Annotated in this window: 9 protein-coding genes; 7 read left to right on the top strand and 2 right to left on the bottom strand. The window is 62.8% G+C overall.

Annotation, left to right across the window (positions count from 1 at the left end):
- Positions 1-63 precede the first annotated feature (63 nt).
- The 7 genes from IPK70_17120 to IPK70_17090 all read left to right on the top strand — a co-directional run bounded on the left by IPK70_17120 (position 64) and on the right by IPK70_17090 (position 18524).
- Positions 64-2787, top strand: coding sequence for a hypothetical protein (locus IPK70_17120; GenBank protein MBK8228886.1), 2724 nt, complete (start codon positions 64-66; stop codon positions 2785-2787).
- Positions 2788-3209: 422 nt separating this feature from the next.
- Positions 3210-9005: a thrombospondin type 3 repeat-containing protein gene (locus IPK70_17115; GenBank protein ID MBK8228885.1), complete on the top strand. Its 5796-nt coding sequence runs from the start codon at positions 3210-3212 to the stop codon at positions 9003-9005.
- Between the two features lie 668 nt (positions 9006-9673).
- Positions 9674-10684 (top strand): hypothetical protein, encoded by a 1011-nt coding sequence (locus IPK70_17110; protein MBK8228884.1) that lies wholly within the window; start codon positions 9674-9676, stop codon positions 10682-10684.
- 72 nt (positions 10685-10756) lie between these two features.
- On the top strand, positions 10757-12841 hold the full coding sequence (locus IPK70_17105) for a T9SS type A sorting domain-containing protein (GenBank protein MBK8228883.1): 2085 nt from the start codon (positions 10757-10759) through the stop codon (positions 12839-12841).
- A 141-nt stretch (positions 12842-12982) separates the two neighbouring features.
- The gene (locus IPK70_17100) at positions 12983-14608 is read left to right on the top strand and encodes a mucoidy inhibitor MuiA family protein (protein MBK8228882.1); all 1626 of its coding nucleotides are present in this window, start codon (positions 12983-12985) and stop codon (positions 14606-14608) included.
- Positions 14609-14654: 46 nt separating this feature from the next.
- Entirely contained in the window at positions 14655-15629 is a 975-nt protein-coding gene (locus tag IPK70_17095) for a phytanoyl-CoA dioxygenase family protein (GenBank protein ID MBK8228881.1), read from the top strand.
- 147 nt (positions 15630-15776) lie between these two features.
- A complete protein-coding gene (locus IPK70_17090) occupies positions 15777-18524 on the top strand; it encodes a sodium-translocating pyrophosphatase (GenBank protein MBK8228880.1) in 2748 nt (915 codons plus the stop codon).
- A gap of 70 nt (positions 18525-18594) precedes the next feature.
- Here the strand turns inward: IPK70_17090 and IPK70_17085 are convergent, their stop codons facing one another.
- Positions 18595-19050, bottom strand: a complete 456-nt coding sequence (locus IPK70_17085) for a GatB/YqeY domain-containing protein (protein MBK8228879.1) — start codon at positions 19048-19050, stop codon at positions 18595-18597.
- A gap of 73 nt (positions 19051-19123) precedes the next feature.
- Positions 19124-20788 carry a cell division protein FtsZ gene (gene ftsZ / locus IPK70_17080; GenBank protein ID MBK8228878.1) on the bottom strand — a complete coding sequence of 555 codons (1665 nt, stop codon included), beginning with the start codon at positions 20786-20788 and terminating at the stop codon, positions 19124-19126.
- Between the last annotated feature and the right edge of the window lie 31 nt (positions 20789-20819).

Genomic DNA, 20819 nt, shown 5'->3' with positions numbered 1-20819 from the left:
TCGAACAACAGACACCACTAGCATCCCCGGCGCCTCTGCGCCTCTGCGGCTAACCCAGAGACCATGCAAATAGGACCTACGAAACTCATCGCCATCCGCTCCGGCAGCTACGACTACGCCGAGATCGAGTTAGGCGCATCCCTGCAATTGGTCGGACCCAACAACGCAGGCAAGACCACGTTGATCAATACGCTCCAGTTCCTCTACCTGGATCATCGCAACCAGATGGTGTTCGGTGACCACGATATGGAGGCCACGCGCGAGTACTACTTCCCCGACCACTACAGTTACCTGCTCTTCGAGTGCCAGGGACCCACGGGCACCTACGTGCTCGGCTGGCGCGGCGTGAGCAAGGCCAGCGCTGGTGACCCCGTGCGCTTCACGTACAACGGCGGTTACGATGTGGCGGACTACCTCAGCGAGAACGGTCGCGTGGCTGAGCCGAAGCACGTGCTCTCGCGCCTCGCGGGAAAGCAGTACCGTGAACTCAAGGAGCCGCAGCTGCACCGCGAAGCCATCCTGGTGGCCACCAAAGGCGAGAGCAACGGATTGGGCGTTGTGCAGCTCACCGAGAACGAGCGCTACAGCCATTTCAAGGAGGTGCTGAAGAACCTGCTCAGCCTGCGCAGCATCGATCAGCACGAGATGAAGCGCAGCCTGCTGATGCTCGCCAGCATCCCGCCCAGCAAGCCCGCCCTCGAATCGAACCGACTGATGACCGAGGAGTTCGAGCGCATCCGCGACCGCCGCCTCAAGTTGAACACGCTGAAGGTGGAGCAAGAGCGCCTGCGCCTGTACATCGATCGCAGCGCCGTGCGCTCGGACCTCGAAGGCCGGCTGGCCACCGTGCATGCCGAGCTGCTGGAGAAGCGGCGCAAGGCCCACGACCACAACCTGCATGTGAAAGAGGCCATCGTGGCCAAGACCGAACTGCTTGAGCGCGAAAAGGAAGGCATGGTGGCCGCGCTGCAGAACCTCGACGACCGCATCGCCGAGCTCGCCGGCATGAAAGGCCGCGCCGATGGCGACCTCGCGCGCATCGCGCAACTGGGCAAGGGCCTCGAGGATTTTTCCGAGGCCTTGGAGCGGGAGGCCCTGGCCAACGCAAAGGAGAAGCTCGCCGCCTTGGATCGCAGCTTCGGCAACGCACAGAGCGCCGACCGCGCCCGCACCGAGCGCGCTTTAGCGGAAGCGAATTACCGCGTGGCCAGCACCGAGAAGGCCATCGCCGGATTCGATCATGCCCTGATCACCACGCTGCGCGGGTCGCTCGACGATAAAGCCCTGCAGGACCTCTCGCGCCTGTTCAACGCGGAACTGCTGAAGCTCCCCGTAGAGAAAGGCGGCGTCGAACTGAAGAAGCGCAAGCAGGTCGATGCGCTGCTGAAGGAGCTCGCCAAGAACATCACCGAAGGACGATACAGCGACGAGCTCATGAGCCTGCCGCTGCCCGACAACAGCAGCGTTTGGAAGGAACTCGTGGATGTGAAGGCCCTGAAGAAGGCCCTCGCCGACCAGAAGCATGAACTGCAGCGCCTGCAGGACCTGATGGCTGCGATTGAGAATCGAGAGCACCTGGTAACGCAACGCAATGCCGCACAAGCCGAATGCGACCGGATCGCGGATGGCCTTTCGCGCTGGGACCGGTTGCAGACCGAGCGGCAGGATGAGCCGAAGCTGAAGAAGCGCCTCGGCGAGCTGAACAAGGAGAAAGGCGGTGCCGAAGCCCAACGCGTGGAGGCGCGCCAGAAGATCGACGAGCTGAGCGTGAAGCTCTACGAGCAGCGCAATGCCCTGAACAAGGAAGATGAGCGCTTCAACCGTTTGCTCCGCCTCATGGAGCAATGCGCGCTACCGCCCGATCCGGCCGCAAAGCCCAACGAGCCCATGAGCGTGCCCAACGATGCCGAGGACGCCATCGCCCTCTACCTGAAGCTCACCGGAGAGCACAAGGACCTGAGCCGCGAGATGGATGGACTGCGCAGCAAGATCGAGAACGTGCTGAAGGGCGACATCATCGGCGCTACCGAGGCCGATACCGTGCGCTTGATGAAGGAGCAGCTCGACGGCCTGCCCGCCTTCGAGGAGGCGCTCCGGAAGGATTGGGACAACTACCTGCACCTGCTGCGCGCCAGCTTCGCCAACGTGCTGAACGGCCTGCATGACATCAAACAGGCCGCCGAGCAATTGAACCGGCGCTTCGGCAGCGTGAGCGTGAGCAACCTCGAGAGCCTCCGCATGGAGGTGCTGGAGCAGAGCGATCTGGTGGAGCCGCTGAAGGAACTCGCAGAGACCGACCACACCGGCCTGTTCGACGACAGCAAGAAGCTCGATGCCGCCTACCAGAGCTTCCGAAACCGCCTCAGCGAGCGCATCACGCTCAACTACGGCGACCTCTTCACCCTGCGCTTCAGCGTGGCCATCAAGGGCGGCCGCGTGCACCACTACGACAACCTGCAGGTGGAATCGCATGGCACGGCCATCACCATCAAGGTGCTCTTCAACCTGCTCGTGCTGCGCAGCATGCTCAAGGAAGACCCCAAGGAGCGCACCCCGCTCTCACGCGTGCCCTTCTTCCTCGACGAAGTGCATTCACTCGATGCCGTGAACCGGAAGGCCGTGCTCACCATGGCGCGCGACCTCGGCTTCATGGCCATTACCGCCGCCCCGGAGCCCGTGAGCGAAGTGGATGCGCTCTATTTCCTCCGCCCGCAGAACGGTCGCTTGGTGGTACGCAACGAATTGCGCGTGGGCGTGAAATTCGACAAGCTGGAGGTGTTGGAATAGGCCGTAGGCCACGATTCCGCTCCCGCCGAACAAGCCCGCACCTCGGCTTCTCGCGGGGGCATTCACGTGCCTTCTCTTGGCCAGGCCACCGTTGTCCAGAGCCTGCCCCGGCCCTGAGCCGGGGTTCAGCCGATTGGTGCAGGGGGGATTGAGCTCCGCCATTTCATGGGCTTGGCCATCCCAATAGGCGAGCAGGGAGGTCTAATCTTCATGGGTTATTAACAGGCCCTCGCCGTGCATTGTTGGCATTTCGTCGACAGAATAACTTGACACGGCGTTTAGTCCTGCCTTAGGTTCGCCCCACTCAATCAGCGATTTTTCCCGCCGAACGGGCGTGGATCATCGTCCAAGCGAGACTGCAAGCTCACTTGGGACCAGCCTGACCGGAAGACGGACTTGGACCTAAACCAAGCCTTACTCCCATGGCGCATTTCAACTTCCTGAAGCCGGCTTCCAAGAACTCGGCAATCGCACCCAAGGCGCTTCTGGCGGCAACAATCTGGCTCGGCTCGCTCAGCGCGAACGCCCAGGTTGCAACCGGCTACAACTTCTCGCAATCCGCAGGCACCTTCACGCTCAACACCAGCAGCGGGACGGTTCTCTGGAGCAATGCGCTCTTCAGCACGTTCGATGACAATGTATCCGGGGCCATCACGATGCCGGCGTTCAGCTATAACGGCACAACATACACGCAGTGCTTTGTCTCGGCCAACGGCTATATCACCTTCGGCAGTGCGCCAACAGGAACCAACTACACCCCTATCAGCAGCACGGCCGCCTACGCTGGGGCCATCGCGGGATTCGGCCAGGACATCCGCAGCGCCCCCGGAGCAATCACAGCGAATTCCGATGTGCGCTACTTCACGCAAGGCTCCGAATTCGTGGTTCAATGGCGCAATGTGCGGCGCTACCTGGGAGGCGCCAACTCGGCTGAGCGCTTCAGCTTCCAGATCCGACTGAACAATGCCAACGGCGCTATCGTGGTGCGCTACTCGGCCATCACGAGCCAGGACGCTGGCACCTCGCAGCAGCCCCAAATCGGACTTCGAGGCCCGAACAACACGTTCGCCACCAACGTGAACAACCGGTTGGTTGGGACCGGGGCTGAGAACTGGAATACGAGCCTTGCGGGCACGGCGAATACGAGCACATGCCGATTCACCAGCGCGGCCCCTGCCAAAGGGTTCACCAACGGCCAGACCTACACCTGGGCCATTTCCTGCACAGCACCTGCGGCCACGGCCAGCGTAGTGGCGAACTGCGGCACTAACGCATACACCATCTCCGTGAACGTGACCAGCGCAGGTGACGCACCGAATGTGACCATCCAGTCGCCGACAGGCACCAACGTGCATGCGAATGTGGGCACAGGCACTTACAGCATCGGCCCCATCCCATTCGGCACGGCCCGCACGGTGACCGTGGTCCACAACGGCAATGCCGCCTGCAGCTTGAACCTTGGAAGCTTCAACTACACCAACGCAGCAGGCGTCTGCCATGGCGCGTCTGTTTATCCCATTGCGGACAATGGCTGCGGGGTGAACAATTACACGAGCGTGCCGCTCTGCGTGAGCAGCACAGGTACCGCGCTCGGTACCGATCTGTTCGTGCGGAGCGTTGATCTCATCGCCAGCCACACCTGGGGCAGCGACCTGCGGTTCTACCTGCGCGCTCCAGACAATACCGAAGTGGCCCTGATCAATGCGGCGCATGGCGGTAGTGGCACCCAATTCGGCAATGCAGCGGCCTGTCCCGGCGGCCTTTTCACCTTTCAGCAAGGCGGCGCAGCACTCAGCGGCGTTGTCGGCGCAAGCACCAATGTGGGCACTTGGCAGCCCAGCCAGTCATTGAACCTCTTCCACAATGGCAGCAACCCGAATGGCGCATGGACGCTGCGCGCCTGCGATGCAGTGGGCGCCGATGCGGGGGCGGTGCGCTTCGCCCGGGTGAATCTCTGCACGCCACCCGTTGCGTCCTTCACGTCGGTTGACGACTGCGGCGCGAACCAATTCAGCGTGCAGGTGAACGTGACCAGCTACGGTACCGGCACCACCGCCAATCTTGCATACACCGTGGATGGATCCCCCTTCACGCTGAATAGCCTACCGCTGGGCATCACCACCATCGGGCCATTCGCCAGCACGGCCGAGGTGAGCTGCACCCTCACGCACAACCTCAACGATTGCGGCAGCGTGCAGGCCACGCTCTACTCGAACTGCCCCATCACCATCACCTGCGGGAACACGACGACCCTTTCGCATTGCTACAGCAACAACGACTCGCGCGTGTTCATCTTCATCGCCAGCGATCCGCTGCAGACCTTGTCTCTGACCTTCATCTCAGGCACGATGGACCCGAACGATCTCATCCGCACCTACGCCGGCACGGATGAGGACAACAGCCCGTCCTTGCTGAGCGGCTCATTCGCCAACCTCGGCGCACCGCAGCTCTCCATCGCATCGACCAACGACACCCTGATGCTGGTCATCGACTCCGATGGCAGCAACAGCTGCGCCTCCGGCCAGCAGAGCAGCTGGATGTTCGAGGTGGAATGCACCCCGACCTGCGTGGACCCCGATGCAGGCATCACCGTGAATACGGATTGCGCGGCCTACAACTTCAGCTTGGATGTGGAGGTGCTCTACACCGGCGATGTCCCTACCACCACCTTGCGCTATAGCGTGAACGGCGGCTCACCTTTCGATGTGCCCGGCCTTGTTGAGACCGACGTGGAGACCATCGGCCCATTCGCCATCGGTGATGTGGTGAATGTGCGCTTGCTCCACGAGAATAATGGCGCGTGCGACCGGAACTTCGGCAACTACACCAACTCCGGCGGCTGCCCGAGCGCAGAGAACTGCGTGAATGCATTGAACCTGGGCACCCAAACCAGCCCATTGCCCGGAACCACGGCAGGCCGCACCCATGATTTCACCTTTGCTTGCGGCACCGCTGCGGCCAATACCGCACCCGATGCCATCTACTTCATCGATGTTCCAAATGGCCAGCAGCTGCGCATCAGGCAGCAAGTGAACAACTATAACTCCCAGCACTACGTGCGCTACGGCGGAACCTGCCCTGGCACCACGGTGATCGCCTGCATCAACGACGATGATGGCGAGATCGGCTGGGTGGAATGGACCAACACCACCGGCAGCACGCAGCGCGTCTGGTGGATCCAGGACGGTGTCGGCACGGCCGTAGGCACCTACACGCTCGAATGGCAACTGCTCACCTGCCCGATACCGACCGCCCAAGCCGCCAGCGGCGTCACGAACAACCAAGCGGGCGCCAATTTCAGCGCTTCACCGGGCAACTTCATCGTGGAGTGGGGCCCTGCGGCCACCTTCACCACGCCGGGCACAGGAGCCACGGCCGGTCCGAACGGCACCGTGATCAACACGTCCGGTTCGCCCGCGGTGATCACAGGCCTTGCAGCCAGCACGCAGTACCGCTACTTCGTGCGACGCGATTGCGGCGGCGGCAACTTCAGCCCGAACAGCTCCGCGATCCTGTTCACCACCACCAACACGCCCACTGCCATCGTCAATGGATCTTGCGGAAATAACGTAGCCATCGTTGACAATGGCTGCGGCACCAGCACCTTCACCTTGGCCAGCATCGCGATCAGCGGCCAACCGAATGCGCTGGGCACCAACGTGGGCTTGAGCAGCGTAGAGATGATCCTCACGCACACCTTCCGCAGCGATCTGCGCATCAGCCTGATCAGCCCGGGCGGCCAAGAGATCCAATTGGTGACCAACAAGGGAGGCAGTGGCGACAATTTCGGCAACAATGGAAGCTGCCCTACCGCCGTCTTCCGGCTCATCGCAGGCGGCGCAGCGCTGACAGCGATTCCTGCCACTACCGCCAACGTCACCGGCAACTATGCGCCTGAACAAGCGCTGACCGGACTCAACAGCGGGAACCCGAACGGAACCTGGATCCTGAAAGCGTGCGATGCCGCTGGAATTGACGTCGGTGCGATCCGCCATGTGCGCTTGAACTTCCTCCCCATTGATTGCCTCGGCGCATTGGGCGGGCCTGCCATGCCCGGAACGGCGTGCAACGATGGCAACCCATGCACCACCGGCGACACTTGGAACGTGAGCTGCGCATGCGCGGGCACGCCGCTGCTCGATAGCGATAGCGATGGCGTTTGCGACCTGCTCGACAACTGCGATGCAACGCCGAACCCGGGTCAGGCCGATGGTGACGGCGATGGCGTGGGCGATGCCTGCGACAATTGCGCGACCACCGCGAACGCGAACCAGCTCGATGGTGACGGCGACAACGTGGGCGATGCCTGCGACAACTGCTTGACCACCGCCAATACGAGCCAGACCGATGGCGACAGCGACGGCGTGGGCGATGCCTGCGATAACTGCGCGACCACCGCCAACGCGAACCAGGCCGATGGCGACAACGATGGCGTGGGCGACGCTTGCGATAACTGCGCGACCACCGCCAACGCGAACCAGCTCGATGGCGACAATGATGGCGTGGGCGACGCTTGCGACAACTGCGTGACCGCCGCCAATACGAGCCAGACCGATGGCGACGGCGACGGCGTGGGCGATGCCTGCGACAACTGCGCGACCAACGCCAATGCGAACCAGCTCGATGGCGACAACGATGGCGTGGGCGACGCTTGCGACAACTGCTTGACCACCGCCAACGCGAACCAGGCCGATGGCGACAATGATGGCGTGGGCGATGCCTGCGATACGTGCCCAACGGTGGTCAACGGCAATCCCGGTGACGCCTGCGACGACGGCAACCCGCAGACCGTGCTCGACGTGCTCGGCGCCAGCCCCACCTGCGGTTGTGCCGGCGTGCCATGCACCACCGACTTGGATTTCGTGTACCAGGCCGATGGCATTGATGCGCTCACCTTCGCCCTTTACGAGCAAGGCACGAACATCCTGGTGCAGACTGGTGGCGGGCAGATCATCGGCAACGGCTCAGAGGCCACCTGCCTGCCCGACGGCTGCTTCTACCTCGTGGTCACTGACGCTGGCGGCGACGGCATCGTGAACGGCGGCTACCTGCTGAAGATCAACAGCAGCGTGCGCCTGATCGATAACCTCTACGGCACCTTCGGCGAAGGCGGCTTCACCAGCGGAAGCACCAGCCAGATCGCTGCCAACGAAGGCTTCTGCCTGCCCGTGGGCACGGACCGCCTGATCTTCACCAGCTGCGACAGGCGCGATTGGAAGCTCTCGCCGTGCGGCGGCGAGTACGTTGTTGCCAATGGGAACCAGGGCGTGAGCGATGAATACGGCGTGAACAACGCCAACAGCGGCTACCAGATGTGGTGGTATGCGCCCAATGGCGGCTACAGCTTCAAGCGCTTCCAGAGCCACAACACCGCCAATGGACTGCCTGCCAGCGCCACGCGAGCTGCGCACTTCATGCTCAATGGCTGGTCCGGCAACCAGCTCGCCGAGGGCGGTTTCTACAACGTGAAGGTGCGCGGCCGCATCAACGGCACCTACAACAACTGGGGCCCTGCCTGCCGCCTGGTGGTGAATAGCACCGAAGCCCAGTGCCCACGCGCCAAGCTCATGGACCTGCCAAGCAGCCCCTACCTGAGCTGCGGACAGAGCCGCGCCATTGGCACGAATGAGCACGTGCACGCCCGGCCGGTCCGCCGCATGAACAACAACTGCAACTGGGTGAACGCGAACCGCTACCAGTTCCGCTTCCGGATCCCGGCTGAGTTCGTGACGATCGTGAAGACCAGCGCCACGGGGCAGTACTGGGTGAACACCGCAGGCCTGCAGTGCAGCAAGACCTACGAGGTGGATGTGCGCGCCAGCTTCGACAACGGCGCCACTTGGTGCCACGCCAGCGATCCCTACGGCGACATCTGCCTGCTCACCACCACCTGCAACTTCGGCATGGTGCAAGAGGGCAGCTCTTCAGGCGAAGCCGGTCAGTCCGAGCCTAGCGAAGGACGCTCGTTGTACCCCAACCCGAATCGCGGCGACCAGCTCTTCGTCAGCCTGAGCAGCGTGGCAGAAGGCGTGCAGACCGTGAACGTGGACATCTACGATGCCTTCGGCAAGCGAGTGAGCGCGCGCACCATCGCGGTACAGGACGGTTTCCTGAACACCGTGCTCGACCTCAATGGCGAATTGGCCAACGGCGTCTACATGGTGAACATCACCGCAGGCGCGAAGACCTACACGGATCGATTGGTGATCCAGAAGTAAGGACTGAAAGAGGCCTTTGCACCCGGCCCTGCACGCACAGCCCCCGTTTGCTTTTGGCAGGCGGGGGCTGCTTGCATTCCATGATCCGGGTGAACCCTCGAGCTCCGGTTGAATGAGCCGTTCGTACGGGCCCGAGCCGGACCCGTGATCGAAATAAACCTGCTTATCGAACACCAAGGCTTGACAATGCAAAACCTCCCTGTTAGTTTGGCTCCCCCTAAGGGGTTTCCTGCAAGAATCCCGGGGGCGATCGGCTCGGTTTGCAAGGCCAGCCAATTGAGGAACTGCCCGAACACCAGAGAATGGACTTGTGAACCTAACCCGCCCCACAAGCCCCACCTAACCCCCACAACGCCGTTATCCTCTCGCGCCCAGCCTGCATACTGCGCAGCGGGCCTTGCACACCAGGCAACAGCCTTACCAACGTCTTGGCGCTACGGAAGCCGCCGTTCATTTCCCTTTCCTCTAACCAAAAACCAATGAACATGAATTGTAGAAACTCGAACTCGCCACGACGCTCGCGTTGGTGGCAAACAGCAGCGGCCTTGGCAGGCGCGTTGCTGATTTCCTCGGCCAGCTTCGGCCAAGCCGGGGTATGCTTTGCTGGATCCTGCGCCGGGCCCGGAACGTCTTGGGGCGCGGCCCAAAGCACTACTTCCAGCACCTTCGTGGATGCTGTTGCTGGGACCTATGGTGGTGAATTCAACACCTACAACGTGACCAGTGGCCAGCAGTACGAGTGGTCGCTGTGCCCTGGTGACGGTGCTACCGCCGCTGCCACGGACATGACCCTGTCCCTGAAGACAACGGCCAATGCGCACATCTGCTACAATGATGACGTATGTGGAGCACAGCCTAAGATTCTTTGGACTGCTACGTTCACGGGGCAGGTGCGTGTCTTGGTCTATCAATACCCGTGCGTTGCGATAGCTGCCAGCAACACGGTGCGTTGGCGCTGCGTGAGCTGCGGACCGCCCCCGCCTGTGGGCCCATGCCTTACTAGCACGTACGGTGAGTACCCCGCGGGTGCCATTACGCCAACCTGCAATGGCCTAGCGAACGATGTTGCGCTAGGTTGCGGGTATAATGGTGAATACACCACGCTGAACCTGACGGCTGGCACCACCTACACCTTTACCAGCAGCATTGCAACGGACTATATCACGATCAGCAATGGCGCTGGTACCGTTGGCCTCGCATGGGGCCTGGGGCCGGTGAACTACACGCCTCTTACCACGACCACTTACCGTTTCTGGACGCACACGAGTTCTGCCTGCGGTGCATTGGGTAGCTGCCGCCAGCGCCTTGTTCAGTGCACAGCGCCTGTTGTTGACCCCTGCACCGTACCGGTTGCAGCCGCTGCTTGCGGCACCACGCAGGCCACAGGTTTCAGTGGCGGTGGCTTCGGTTGGAGCCCAGGCAGCTGCGGCTTCCCCACTCCTGGAGCGGAGCGCCTCTTTACCTACACACCTCCAGTAACCGGCAACTACTCCATCACGGTTACCGCCGCCTCGGGCGGTTATGTCGATTACTTCTGGAAGCCGGTCTCGGCCGGTTGCAGCGCCACCGGTTGGAACTGCATCCTGGACGTGGTTTCACCATCGACCTTCGGCAGCTTGGCCTGGACGGCTGGCGTTCCGGTGTACATCCTGCTTGATGCCGAGACCACGGGAGCCTGAAGCCACACCTGGCGCATCAACTGCCCACCACCGGCCAACGATGCTTGCGCAGCTGCGCTCAGCATCCCGAACGTGCCTTACACGAGCCCCGGCATCTCCAACTCAGCGGCGACAACGGATGGTCCCGTGACCACCTGCGACGGCCCGTACAGCAACATCTGGTGGACCGTGAGCGGCGTTTGCGGCACCATGACCGCTACCACCTGCGGATCGAGCTATGACACGGAGATCGCCGTGTACGATGGCACCTGCGGCACCTTGGTCCCGATCACCTGCAACGATGATGCACCTGCAGGTCCTTGCCAGTTCACCTTGCAGAGCTACGTGACCTGGGCAGCCACCCAAGGCACCACCTACTACATCTCGGTGGGCACCTACTTCAACGGTGGCACCACCGGGAACAACATCCTGAACGTGACCGCGGTTGACGGTGACGGCGATGGCTACGGCGATGCCTGCGACAACTGCGTGAGCACCTCCAACCCGAGCCAGGCGGATGGTGACAGCGACGGCGTGGGTGATGTCTGCGACAACTGCCCCACCGTTTCCAACGCCGCTCAGACCGACAGCGATGGCGACACCAACGGCGACGCCTGCGACATCTGCCCCGGCGGCAACGACTTCACCGATGGTGACGGCGACGCCGTGCCCGACTTCTGCGATGTATGCCCCACGGTGAACAACGGCACGCCCGGACAGGCCTGCGATGACAGCAACCCGAACACGGTCCTTGATGTGCTCGGTGCAAGTCCGGCTTGCGGCTGCGCAGGCACCCCTTGCACGCAGACGGTGACCTTGACCTTCCAGGCCGATGGCTCCAGCGGCATCCGCTGGGCGCTCCGCCAGCAGGTCACCAACATCCTGGTGCAGAGCTCGCCCGGTTATCCGGCCTACGACTTCCCGCCGCCCAGCAACAACTACACCTACACCACCTGCCTGCCCAACGGCCAGTACTACGTGGTGGTTGAGGACGATGCCTGCAACGGCATCGTGAACGGCGGATACATCGTGCAAGTGGGCGGAACCCGCGTGATCGACAACCGCAACAACTTCCTCAATGGCTGCACCAGCCAGATCTCCGGCGGACAGGGCTTCGGCATCCCCGTCGGCAACGACCGCCTGATCAGCGCCAGCTGCGACCGCCTCGACCTGCGTCGCGGCGTTAGCGGCACCTGCTCCGATGTGCTCACCGCCGACCTCACCCCCAACAGCTCGCCCAACAACGTGTTCCAGTTCTGGTTCTACGACCCGAACGGCACCCTGAGCCTGCGCTGGCCGGCCAATGCCGCGGGCCTCAACCAGGTGAACATGTTCAGCCTGCCCTCCTTGGTGGAAGGAAAGCTCTACAACGTGCGCGTGCGCACCCAGATCAGCCCCGGCGTTTGGCGCGAGTGGGGACCTGCCTGCCGCGTGATGATCAACAACGCCTTGGGCCAGTGCCCGCAGACCCAGTTGCAGGATGAGGCCGGAACGCAGTTCTCATGCGGCGTCACCAAGCCCATGGGCAACAGCGCGCCCAACCTGGTGTACGCCAAGCCGCGCTCGCGCAAGACCGGCACCTGCGCGAACCAGCAAGCCAACAAGTACCAGTTCCGCTTCCGCATCCCGTCCGAGGGCGTGGTGATCGTGAAGAACGGCGTGAGCAGCAACCCCTGGACCTACCTGAACAACACCGGCATCCTGGCCACTCCGCTGCCCAATGCAACCACGGTGCTGCAACCCTGCAAGCTCTATGAGGTAGAGGCCCGCTTGAGCTTCGATAACGGCGCCACCTGGTGCGTGGGGACCAGCACGGACATGTACACGAACCTCACCCCGTGGGGCGATGTGTGCACCGTGTTCACCACCTGCGCCTTCGGCATGGCCCAGCAGCCCACCGGCACTGAGAACAGCAGCAGCGTGAAGCTCTTCCCGAACCCGAACGACGGCAGCCAGCTCACGCTGACCATGCCGCACGTGGAGGAGGGCGTGAACACCGTTTCCGTTGACATCTACGATGCCTATGGCAAGCGCGTGGCTGCCCGCACCATCGCGGTGCAGGACGGTTTCCTGAACACCGTGCTCGACCTCAATGGCGAATTGGCCAACGGCATGTACATGGTGAGCATCACCGCCGGAACCGCTTTGCACAACGAGCGACTGGTGATCCAGCGCTAGGTTGAACGACACTGAATGGAGGGGGCCGTCTCGCAAGAGGCGGCCCTCTTCCGTTCCACGCTGGCTGAACCGCGGCCCCCAAGGCGTGTACCGGTCACTGTTCCCAAGCTCGGATACCTTCGTCCACCAATAGACCCGCACATGCGCTTCTCCTCCTTCCTGCTCGCATCCGTACTCCTTCCCTGTGCAGTCACCGCCGCGGACGGTGAGAAACCCATCAACAGCAAGGTGAGCGAGGTCAAAGCTTTCCTTAGTGGAGCGCAGGTTTCGCGCAGCGCAAGCACCACCGTGGCGGCTGGGACCAGCTTGCTCGTATTCACCGGCCTCGCCGAGGGGATCGACCCCCAGAGCATCCAGGTCACGGGCAAAGGCGGCTACCAGATCCTCAGCGTGAACCACCGGATCAACTACCTCACCGAGAGCCCGAAGAAGAAGGAGATCGAGGACCTGAAGGAGCGCATCAAGAAGCTGGAGCACGACTGGAACATCGAGAACGGCGTGCAGCAAGTGTGGGTGAACGAAGAGCAGTTGCTGCTCAAGAACAGTGCGATTGGCGGTCAGCAGAACGGGCTCACCGCCGCGCAATTGATGGCGGTGAACGACTATGTGCGCGAGCGGATGAAAGCCATGAAGGTGGGCTGGCTCACGCAAGAGGAGAAGAAACAGGCCATCCACATTGAAGCGGAGAAGCTCCGGCAGCAGTTGGCCAGCCTGCAAGCACAGGCTCCGCGCCCCACCAGCGAAGTGGTGGTGGAGATCAGCAGCACCGTGGAGGTGAGCGCCACCTTCACCATCACCTACTTCGTGGGTAATGCCGGCTGGCTTCCGGCGTACGACCTGCGCGCCAAAGGCGTGGGACAACCGATCGAGCTGCTCATGAAGGCGCAGGTGACGAACAACACGGGTGAGGACTGGAGCAAGGTGGACCTGAGCCTGAGCAGCGGCAATCCCACCCTAGGCGGCGTGATGCCCACACTGTACCCTTGGACGCTTTACACCTACCAGCCACGGATGCTGGAAAGCATCTCCATCAGCAGCCGGGGATCGCGCGTGCGAGGCGACGCACCGATGGCCGCGCCAAGCGCGATGGATGGCGATCTGCGGATGAAAGAGGAAGAGGTCGCCTCCAGCATCGTATCCAACTCCGTTGCCTTCCGCACTACCACTGTCGAGTTCGTCATTGAGACGCCCTTCACCATCCCCGCCGATGGTGTGGCGCATACCGTGGGCGTGAAGAGCCACAGCATTCCGGCCAATTTCAAGCACTACGCAACGCCCAAGCTCGACAAGGATGCCTTCCTCTATGCGCGCACCACGGGCTGGGAAGACCTGAACCTGCTGCCCGGCGAAGCGAATGTGTTCTTCGAGGGCACCTTCGTAGGACAGAGCTACCTGCAACTGGATCAGCCGAAGGACACGCTCGACATCAGCCTTGGCCGCGACAAAGGAGTCGTTGTTGAACGCGTGAAGCGCAAGACCACCAACGAGAAGGCCATCGTAGGCGGAAAGCGCACGGTGACCATCGGCTGGGACCTCACCGTGCGCAACACCAAAGGCACGGCGGTGGATCTGGAAGTGCGCGACCAGTACCCGCTGAGCCCGCAGAGCGAGATCGAGGTGAAGCTGATCGATAAGGGCGGCGCCGCTGCCGATGAGCAGAAGGGCCTGCTCACCTGGAACCAGCGTATCGAACCCAAGGCCACGAAGAAGCTCGGCTTCAGCTACGAGGTGAAGCACCCGAAGGACATGCCAGTCGTGCTGGAGTAGTCCTCCGTGCTCGTCGCGGAAGGGACGTGCGGCTAACTTGCCCGCCGTGCGCAAACTGCTGGACCGCTACTATGGATTCTTCCGCAAGCTGAAGGCGAGCTATGTGCTGCTGAACCTCTTCAATCGGAAGAAGCTGAAGCACACGCAGAGCATGTACCACAAGTACGGCGTGAAGCGAAACGTGCTCCTGCCGATCAACAGCAGCCTCTTGCCGCGAGGAGCCGTCGAGAAGCCCTGGCTCGATGGACCGGATGCGTTGGAGAAGCTGAAGGCCTCAGTAGGATGGCAGCGCTTCGATGCATCGACGCGAGAAGCGATGCTGCGCTGGCCCACCGACGGCTACATCGTTCTGCGCAGCCTTTTCACGCTGGATGAAGTTGCAGCGATGAATACCGAGGTGGACCGCTTGATCCGCGACAAGGTGGTTGACTTCAACTTCACCGGAAGGAAGATCATGTTCGCCTACAGGCATAGTGAGCTGCTCCGCCGCTTCACGCATGACCGCCGTATCCTCGATGCGATGGACTTCCTGCTTGGCCGCAAAGTGCGCGTGTTCCAGAGCATCAACTTCCTCACCGGCAGCGAGCAGCACGCCCACAGCGACAGCATCCACATGACCACCTATCCGCTCGGCTACATGATCGCTGCGTGGATCGCCCTGGAGCCCATCACCGCGGACAACGGCTGCCTCGTTTACCACCCAGGGAGCCATCGGCTCCCTTACCTGCTCAACAACAACTACGACCACGGCGGCAATCGCTTCGTGATCGGCGATGATGCTTACGCGCGCTACGAGGCGGCCATCGACGAGGAGATCCGGAAAGGCGGCTTCCCGGCGCAGGAATTCCATGCCCAGCCCGGCGATGTGCTGCTCTGGCACGCCAACCTGCTGCACGGCGGCAAGAAGATGAGCAGCCCTGATGCCAGCCGCAAGAGCATGGTGATCCATTGCTTCGCCGAGGACGTGATCTGCTACCACGAGCTCACGCAACGCCCGGCCATGATGGAGGCAGCGGATTGAACTGAGGGGATCCAAGGTGCGCACTGTGGCCTGTTGGAGCTTGGCGCTGACGCTGAAACCATCAGTTGGCTACATTCGCGCCCGCCATTCCGGGAATTGCCCCGAAGGCGCTGAACGACAACGACATACACGACAACTGCAGAGACCATGGGAAGTGAACTGATGTACTACGTGCCGGTGATGGGCGCATTGGGCCTGGTGGTGATGATCGCCAAGGCAATGTGGGTGCGCAAACAGGACGCCGGTGATGCCAACATGCAGGAGCTCGCGGGCTACATCGCCCGTGGTGCAAGCGCCTTCCTGAAAGCCGAATGGAAGGTGCTGGGCGTGTTCGCCGCTATCGCAGCCGTGCTGCTCGCTTGGAGCGCAGAACTCGAGGCCGTTGCCAAGCACACCGATTGGGTGATCGCCATCGCCTTCCTCATCGGCGCCTTCTTCAGCGCCTTCGCGGGCTGGATCGGCATGAGCATCGCGACCAAGGCGAATGTGCGCACCACGCAAGCCGCGCGCACCAGTTTGGCGCAGGCGCTCAAGGTCAGCTTCAACGGTGGCACCGTGATGGGCCTCGGCGTAGCCGGCCTCGCTGTGGTTGGTCTTGGCTCACTCTTCATCGTGTTCCTTCGGATGTACGTGGGTGACATCGCCGCAGGCTCACCAGAATGGAACGATGCGATGATGCAGTGCCTCGAAGTGCTGGCAGGCTTCTCGCTCGGCGCTGAGAGCATCGCGCTCTTCGCACGCGTGGGCGGCGGCATCTACACCAAGGCCGCCGATGTGGGCGCTGATCTCGTGGGCAAGGTGGAAGCGGGCATCCCTGAGGATGACGCGCGCAACCCCGCCACCATCGCCGACAACGTGGGCGACAACGTGGGCGATGTGGCCGGCATGGGCGCCGACCTCTTCGGCAGTTATGTGGCCACCATGCTCGCCACCATGGTACTGGGCCGCGAAGTCGTGGCTACCGGCGATGCCTTCAACGGCCTCTCCCCCATCCTCCTCCCCATGGTGATCGCTGGCCTCGGCGTCATTTTCAGCATCATCGGCACCTTCTTCGTGCGCATCAATAAGGACAGCGACAGCGTGATGTCCGCCTTGAACAAGGGCAACTGGGGCGCCATGGCCCTGGTGGCGATCAGCAGCTATCCCTTGGTGCAGTGGATGCTCCCCGAGACCATGCAGTTCGTCCGTGGCGGCGTGTCCACGGAGATCACCAGCATGAATGTGTTCTGGGCCATCATCCTCGGCCTTGTGGTCGGCACGCTCATGAGCATGGTCACCGAGTACTACACCAGCATGGGCCGTCGCCCGGTGCTGAGCATCGTGAAGAAGAGCGGCACGGGCCACGGCACCAACGTGATCGGAGGCCTGGCCATGGGCATGGAGAGCACCGTGCTCCCGATCCTGATACTCGCTGCTGGCATCTGGGGCTCATTCGAGCTCGCAGGCATGTACGGCGTGGCGATCGCTGCGGCAGGCATGATGGCCACCACGGCCATGCAGCTCGCTATCGATGCCTTCGGCCCCATCGCCGACAACGCTGGCGGCATCGCCGAGATGAGCGGACTGCCGAAGGAAGTGCGTGAGCGCACCGACAACCTCGATGCGGTCGGCAACACCACTGCCGCCACCGGCAAGGGCTTCGCCATCGCTTCGGCGGCGCTCACCGCGCTGGCGCTCTTCGCGGCCTATGTGGGCATGTCGGGCATAAGCGGCATCGACATCTACAAGGCCGACGTGCTCGCCATGCTCTTCGTGGGCGGCATGATCCCCTTCTTCTTCAGCAGCCTCGCCATCAGTGCCGTGGGCAAGGCCGCCATGGACATGGTGAAAGAGGTGCGCCGGCAATTCCGCGAGATCCCGGGCATCATGGAAGGCAAGGGCAAGCCCGAGTACGAGAAGTGCGTGGCCATCAGCACGCAGGCCAGCATCCGCGAGATGATCGCGCCCGGCGCCCTCGCACTGATCTCGCCGATCCTCGTCGGCTTCCTTGCCGGGCCTGAAGCGCTGGGCGGCCTTCTCGCGGGCATCACGGTGAGCGGCGTGCTCATGGGCATGTTCCAGAACAACGCCGGCGGTGCATGGGACAACGCCAAGAAGAGCTTCGAGAAAGGCGTGGACATCGACGGCACCATGTACTACAAGCACAAGGCCGACAAGCCTTCGCCGCCCCACCAAGCAGCTGTGACGGGCGATACCGTTGGCGACCCGTTCAAGGACACCTCTGGTCCCTCGATGAACATCCTGATCAAGCTCACGAGCATCGTGGCGCTCATCATCGCGCCGCACATCAACGAAAGCGGCCACGCGGCCAACGGTGATGCGCAGCATGCGGATGCGCACGCATCCGTTGCTCCGGGCACGAATGCGCCTGTGAACGACCTGAGCGCCGAGGACGCCGCCCAGGTGAACACGACGGTGGCCTTGGCGACGCGCAGCACTGAGTTCACGCATACGCTGGTCACCGGAAAGCAGATCAGCGGCGCGTCCATCGGCATGGAGAACGACCTGATGACCTTCATCATGCGCGCCATCCCTGCGGACAAGCGCACCTGGATCGGCCTGAATGAAGTGGCTTATTACGACCAGGGCGGCGTGAACATGGAACAAAGCGCCGCACAGCTTGATAACCTGGCGGAGATCATGCGCGCCTACCCCACGCTGAAGCTCGAGATCGGCGCCACGGCAACCGACGTCGCGAATGCCGAGCCCGCCACGATCGAGAAGAGCGCACGCACCCGCGCCGAGAGCATCGTCAAGGCCTTGAACGATCGCGGCATCGCGCTGGAGCGGCTCAATGCCAAAGGCTACGGCAGCGATGCGCCCTTCGCCACCGCGCCGCTGTTCCTTGACCGCGCACCCACCAAAGGCGCAGCGCTGCGGGTGAGCGAGCGATAGCCCCCACCCCCATGAACGGAGAAGCCCGCTGCTTGAAGCAGCGGGCTTCTCCGTTCCAAAGTGATCCAGTCTACAGCGCCCCCAGCAGTCTCTTCACCAATGCCGCCACCGCACTGCCATCGGCCTTGCCGGCCAGCTGCTCATTGGCCTCACCCATCACGCGGCCCATGTCCTTCATGCCAGCTGCGCCTGTTGATGCGATGATGGCGCGAACTGCGGCCTCCACCTCCGCCTCGCTCATGCGCTGGGGCAGATAGGCCTCGATCACTTTGGCTTGGGCCTCCTCCTCGCCGGCGAGATCGGCACGGCCTTGCTGGTGATAGATCGCTGCGGCCTCTGCACGCTGCTTATGCAGCTTCTGCAGGATCTTCATGCCAGCCGCTTCCTCCAGGCCGCCGCCACCGCCTTCCTTGGTGAGTTCGAGCAGGATCGCGCTCTTGATGGCCCGGAGGGCGTTCAGCTTGTCCTTGTCGCGGGCCAGCATCGCGGCCTTGATGTCAGCGTCTATTCGCTCTTGCAGGTTCATGGGGCGAAGATGGCGGAAAGCAGCGCGCCCGGCGAAGGTGATCCGCCGGGCGCTGCGTTATGATTGCCACTAATCAGTCGACCCGATCGTGGAGGTGCGGGTTGTTCTTGCTGAGCGTGATGCGGCGCTCACCGCCCTCATCCACGGTCTCGTTGAGGGAGAAGCGGCTGATGCTGCTGTCGGTGCTCTTGGGACCTTCGTGCAGCTGCATGCGGCGACGGATGTAGGCGGGCTCACGTTCCATGTCGGCCACGCCATTCGGCGAGCGCATGCGCAGGTGCACCTCGCGCATCTGGTTCAAGCGCTCCTCGGAACGCACGGCTTGATCCGCTGCTGCAGGCCGTGCATCATGGATCTCCGCCTCATGGGGCTGTGTTGCGCTGCGCTGTGCGGCTGTCACCGGCGGCACAGCAGGAGGCAGGGCGGTGACACCTTCCTCGGATTCATCGTAAAGGCCATGCACCAGCTTCTCAGCGGGCGGCTCGGGCGTCAGGATGCGCGGGGCAAGGGGCTCCACCTCGAATTCGATGGTGCGCTGCGTGATGGGCTCGGCCTTGGGCGGCATGCCATCGGCCGGAGGCTTAGCTTCAGCGACGGGTGCCGCTTGCTCCTTCACCACGATGTAGGGCTCATCCGCAGCGGGCGGCGGCGCTGGAGCCGCGGGCGCAGCGGCTCCCGTGACCGGATTGGCGATGGGCTGCGTGATCATGGTGGGCACGTCCGCATCGAGCGGTATCACCGTGCGCTGCGAGAGGGTCGTGCGCCCTCCGCCGGTATCGGGCCTGGCATCGAAACCGGTCGCGATCACCGTGAGGCGCAGCTTCGATCCGAGAGATTCATCACGGCCGTACCCGAAGATCACATCGGCATCCTCGCCAGCGGCCGACTGGATGTGCCGCGTGATCTCCTCGATCTCGTCGAGGCTGATCTCGTTGACGCCGTGCTCCACGTTGAACAGCACGAACTTGGCGCCCCGGATATCGTTGTCGTTGAGCAGCGGCGAATCGAGCGCTTCCTGGGCAGCGCGCAATGCGCGGTCCTCCCCTTCCACCTCGGCCATGCCCATGATGGCCACTCCGCTGCGCGTCATCACCGTCTTCACGTCCTCGAAATCAACATTCACCTTGCCGGTCTTGGTGATGATGTCCACGATCCCGCGCGCGGCCGTGGCCAGCACATCGTCGGCATGCGCGAAGGCGTTGTCGAGGCTGAGGTTGCCGTACTGCTCCCGAAGGCGGTCGTTGTTGATCACCAGCAGCGTATCGACCACGTTGCGCAGCTCCTCCATGCCGGCCAGCGCCTGCTTCTTGCGCTTGGGGCCCTCCCACTGGAAGGGCATGGTGACGATGCCGACGGTGAGGACGCCCAGCTCGCGGGCGATGCCGGCTACGACCGGGCCTGCGCCGGTGCCGGTGCCGCCGCCCATGCCGGCGGTGATGAAGAGCATCTTGGTGCGGTTGCTCAGCACCTGGCGGATCTCATCGAGGTTCTCCTGCGCGGCGTCCTTGCCTTTCTCGGGAAGGCTGCCGGCACCGAGGCCTTCGGTAAGGCTGGGACCGAGCTGGATCTTCACGGGCACGGGGCTCAGGTCGAGCGCCTGGCGATCGGTGTTGCACACGATGAAGTCCACGCCGTTGATGCCTTGGGCGAACATGTGGTTCACGGCGTTGCTGCCGCCGCCGCCCACGCCGATCACCTTGATGATCGAGCTGAGCTCCTTGGGAAGTTCGAATTTCATGGCGTTGGTGCTTGAGGGTGGTTGAGGGCCG

This window comes from Flavobacteriales bacterium, from assembly GCA_016712535.1.
In the GTDB taxonomy this organism is placed as follows: domain Bacteria; phylum Bacteroidota; class Bacteroidia; order Flavobacteriales_F; family PHOS-HE28; genus PHOS-HE28.
Note: the sequence above shows the minus strand (reverse complement) of the source record. Positions and strands in the feature narration are given on the sequence as shown.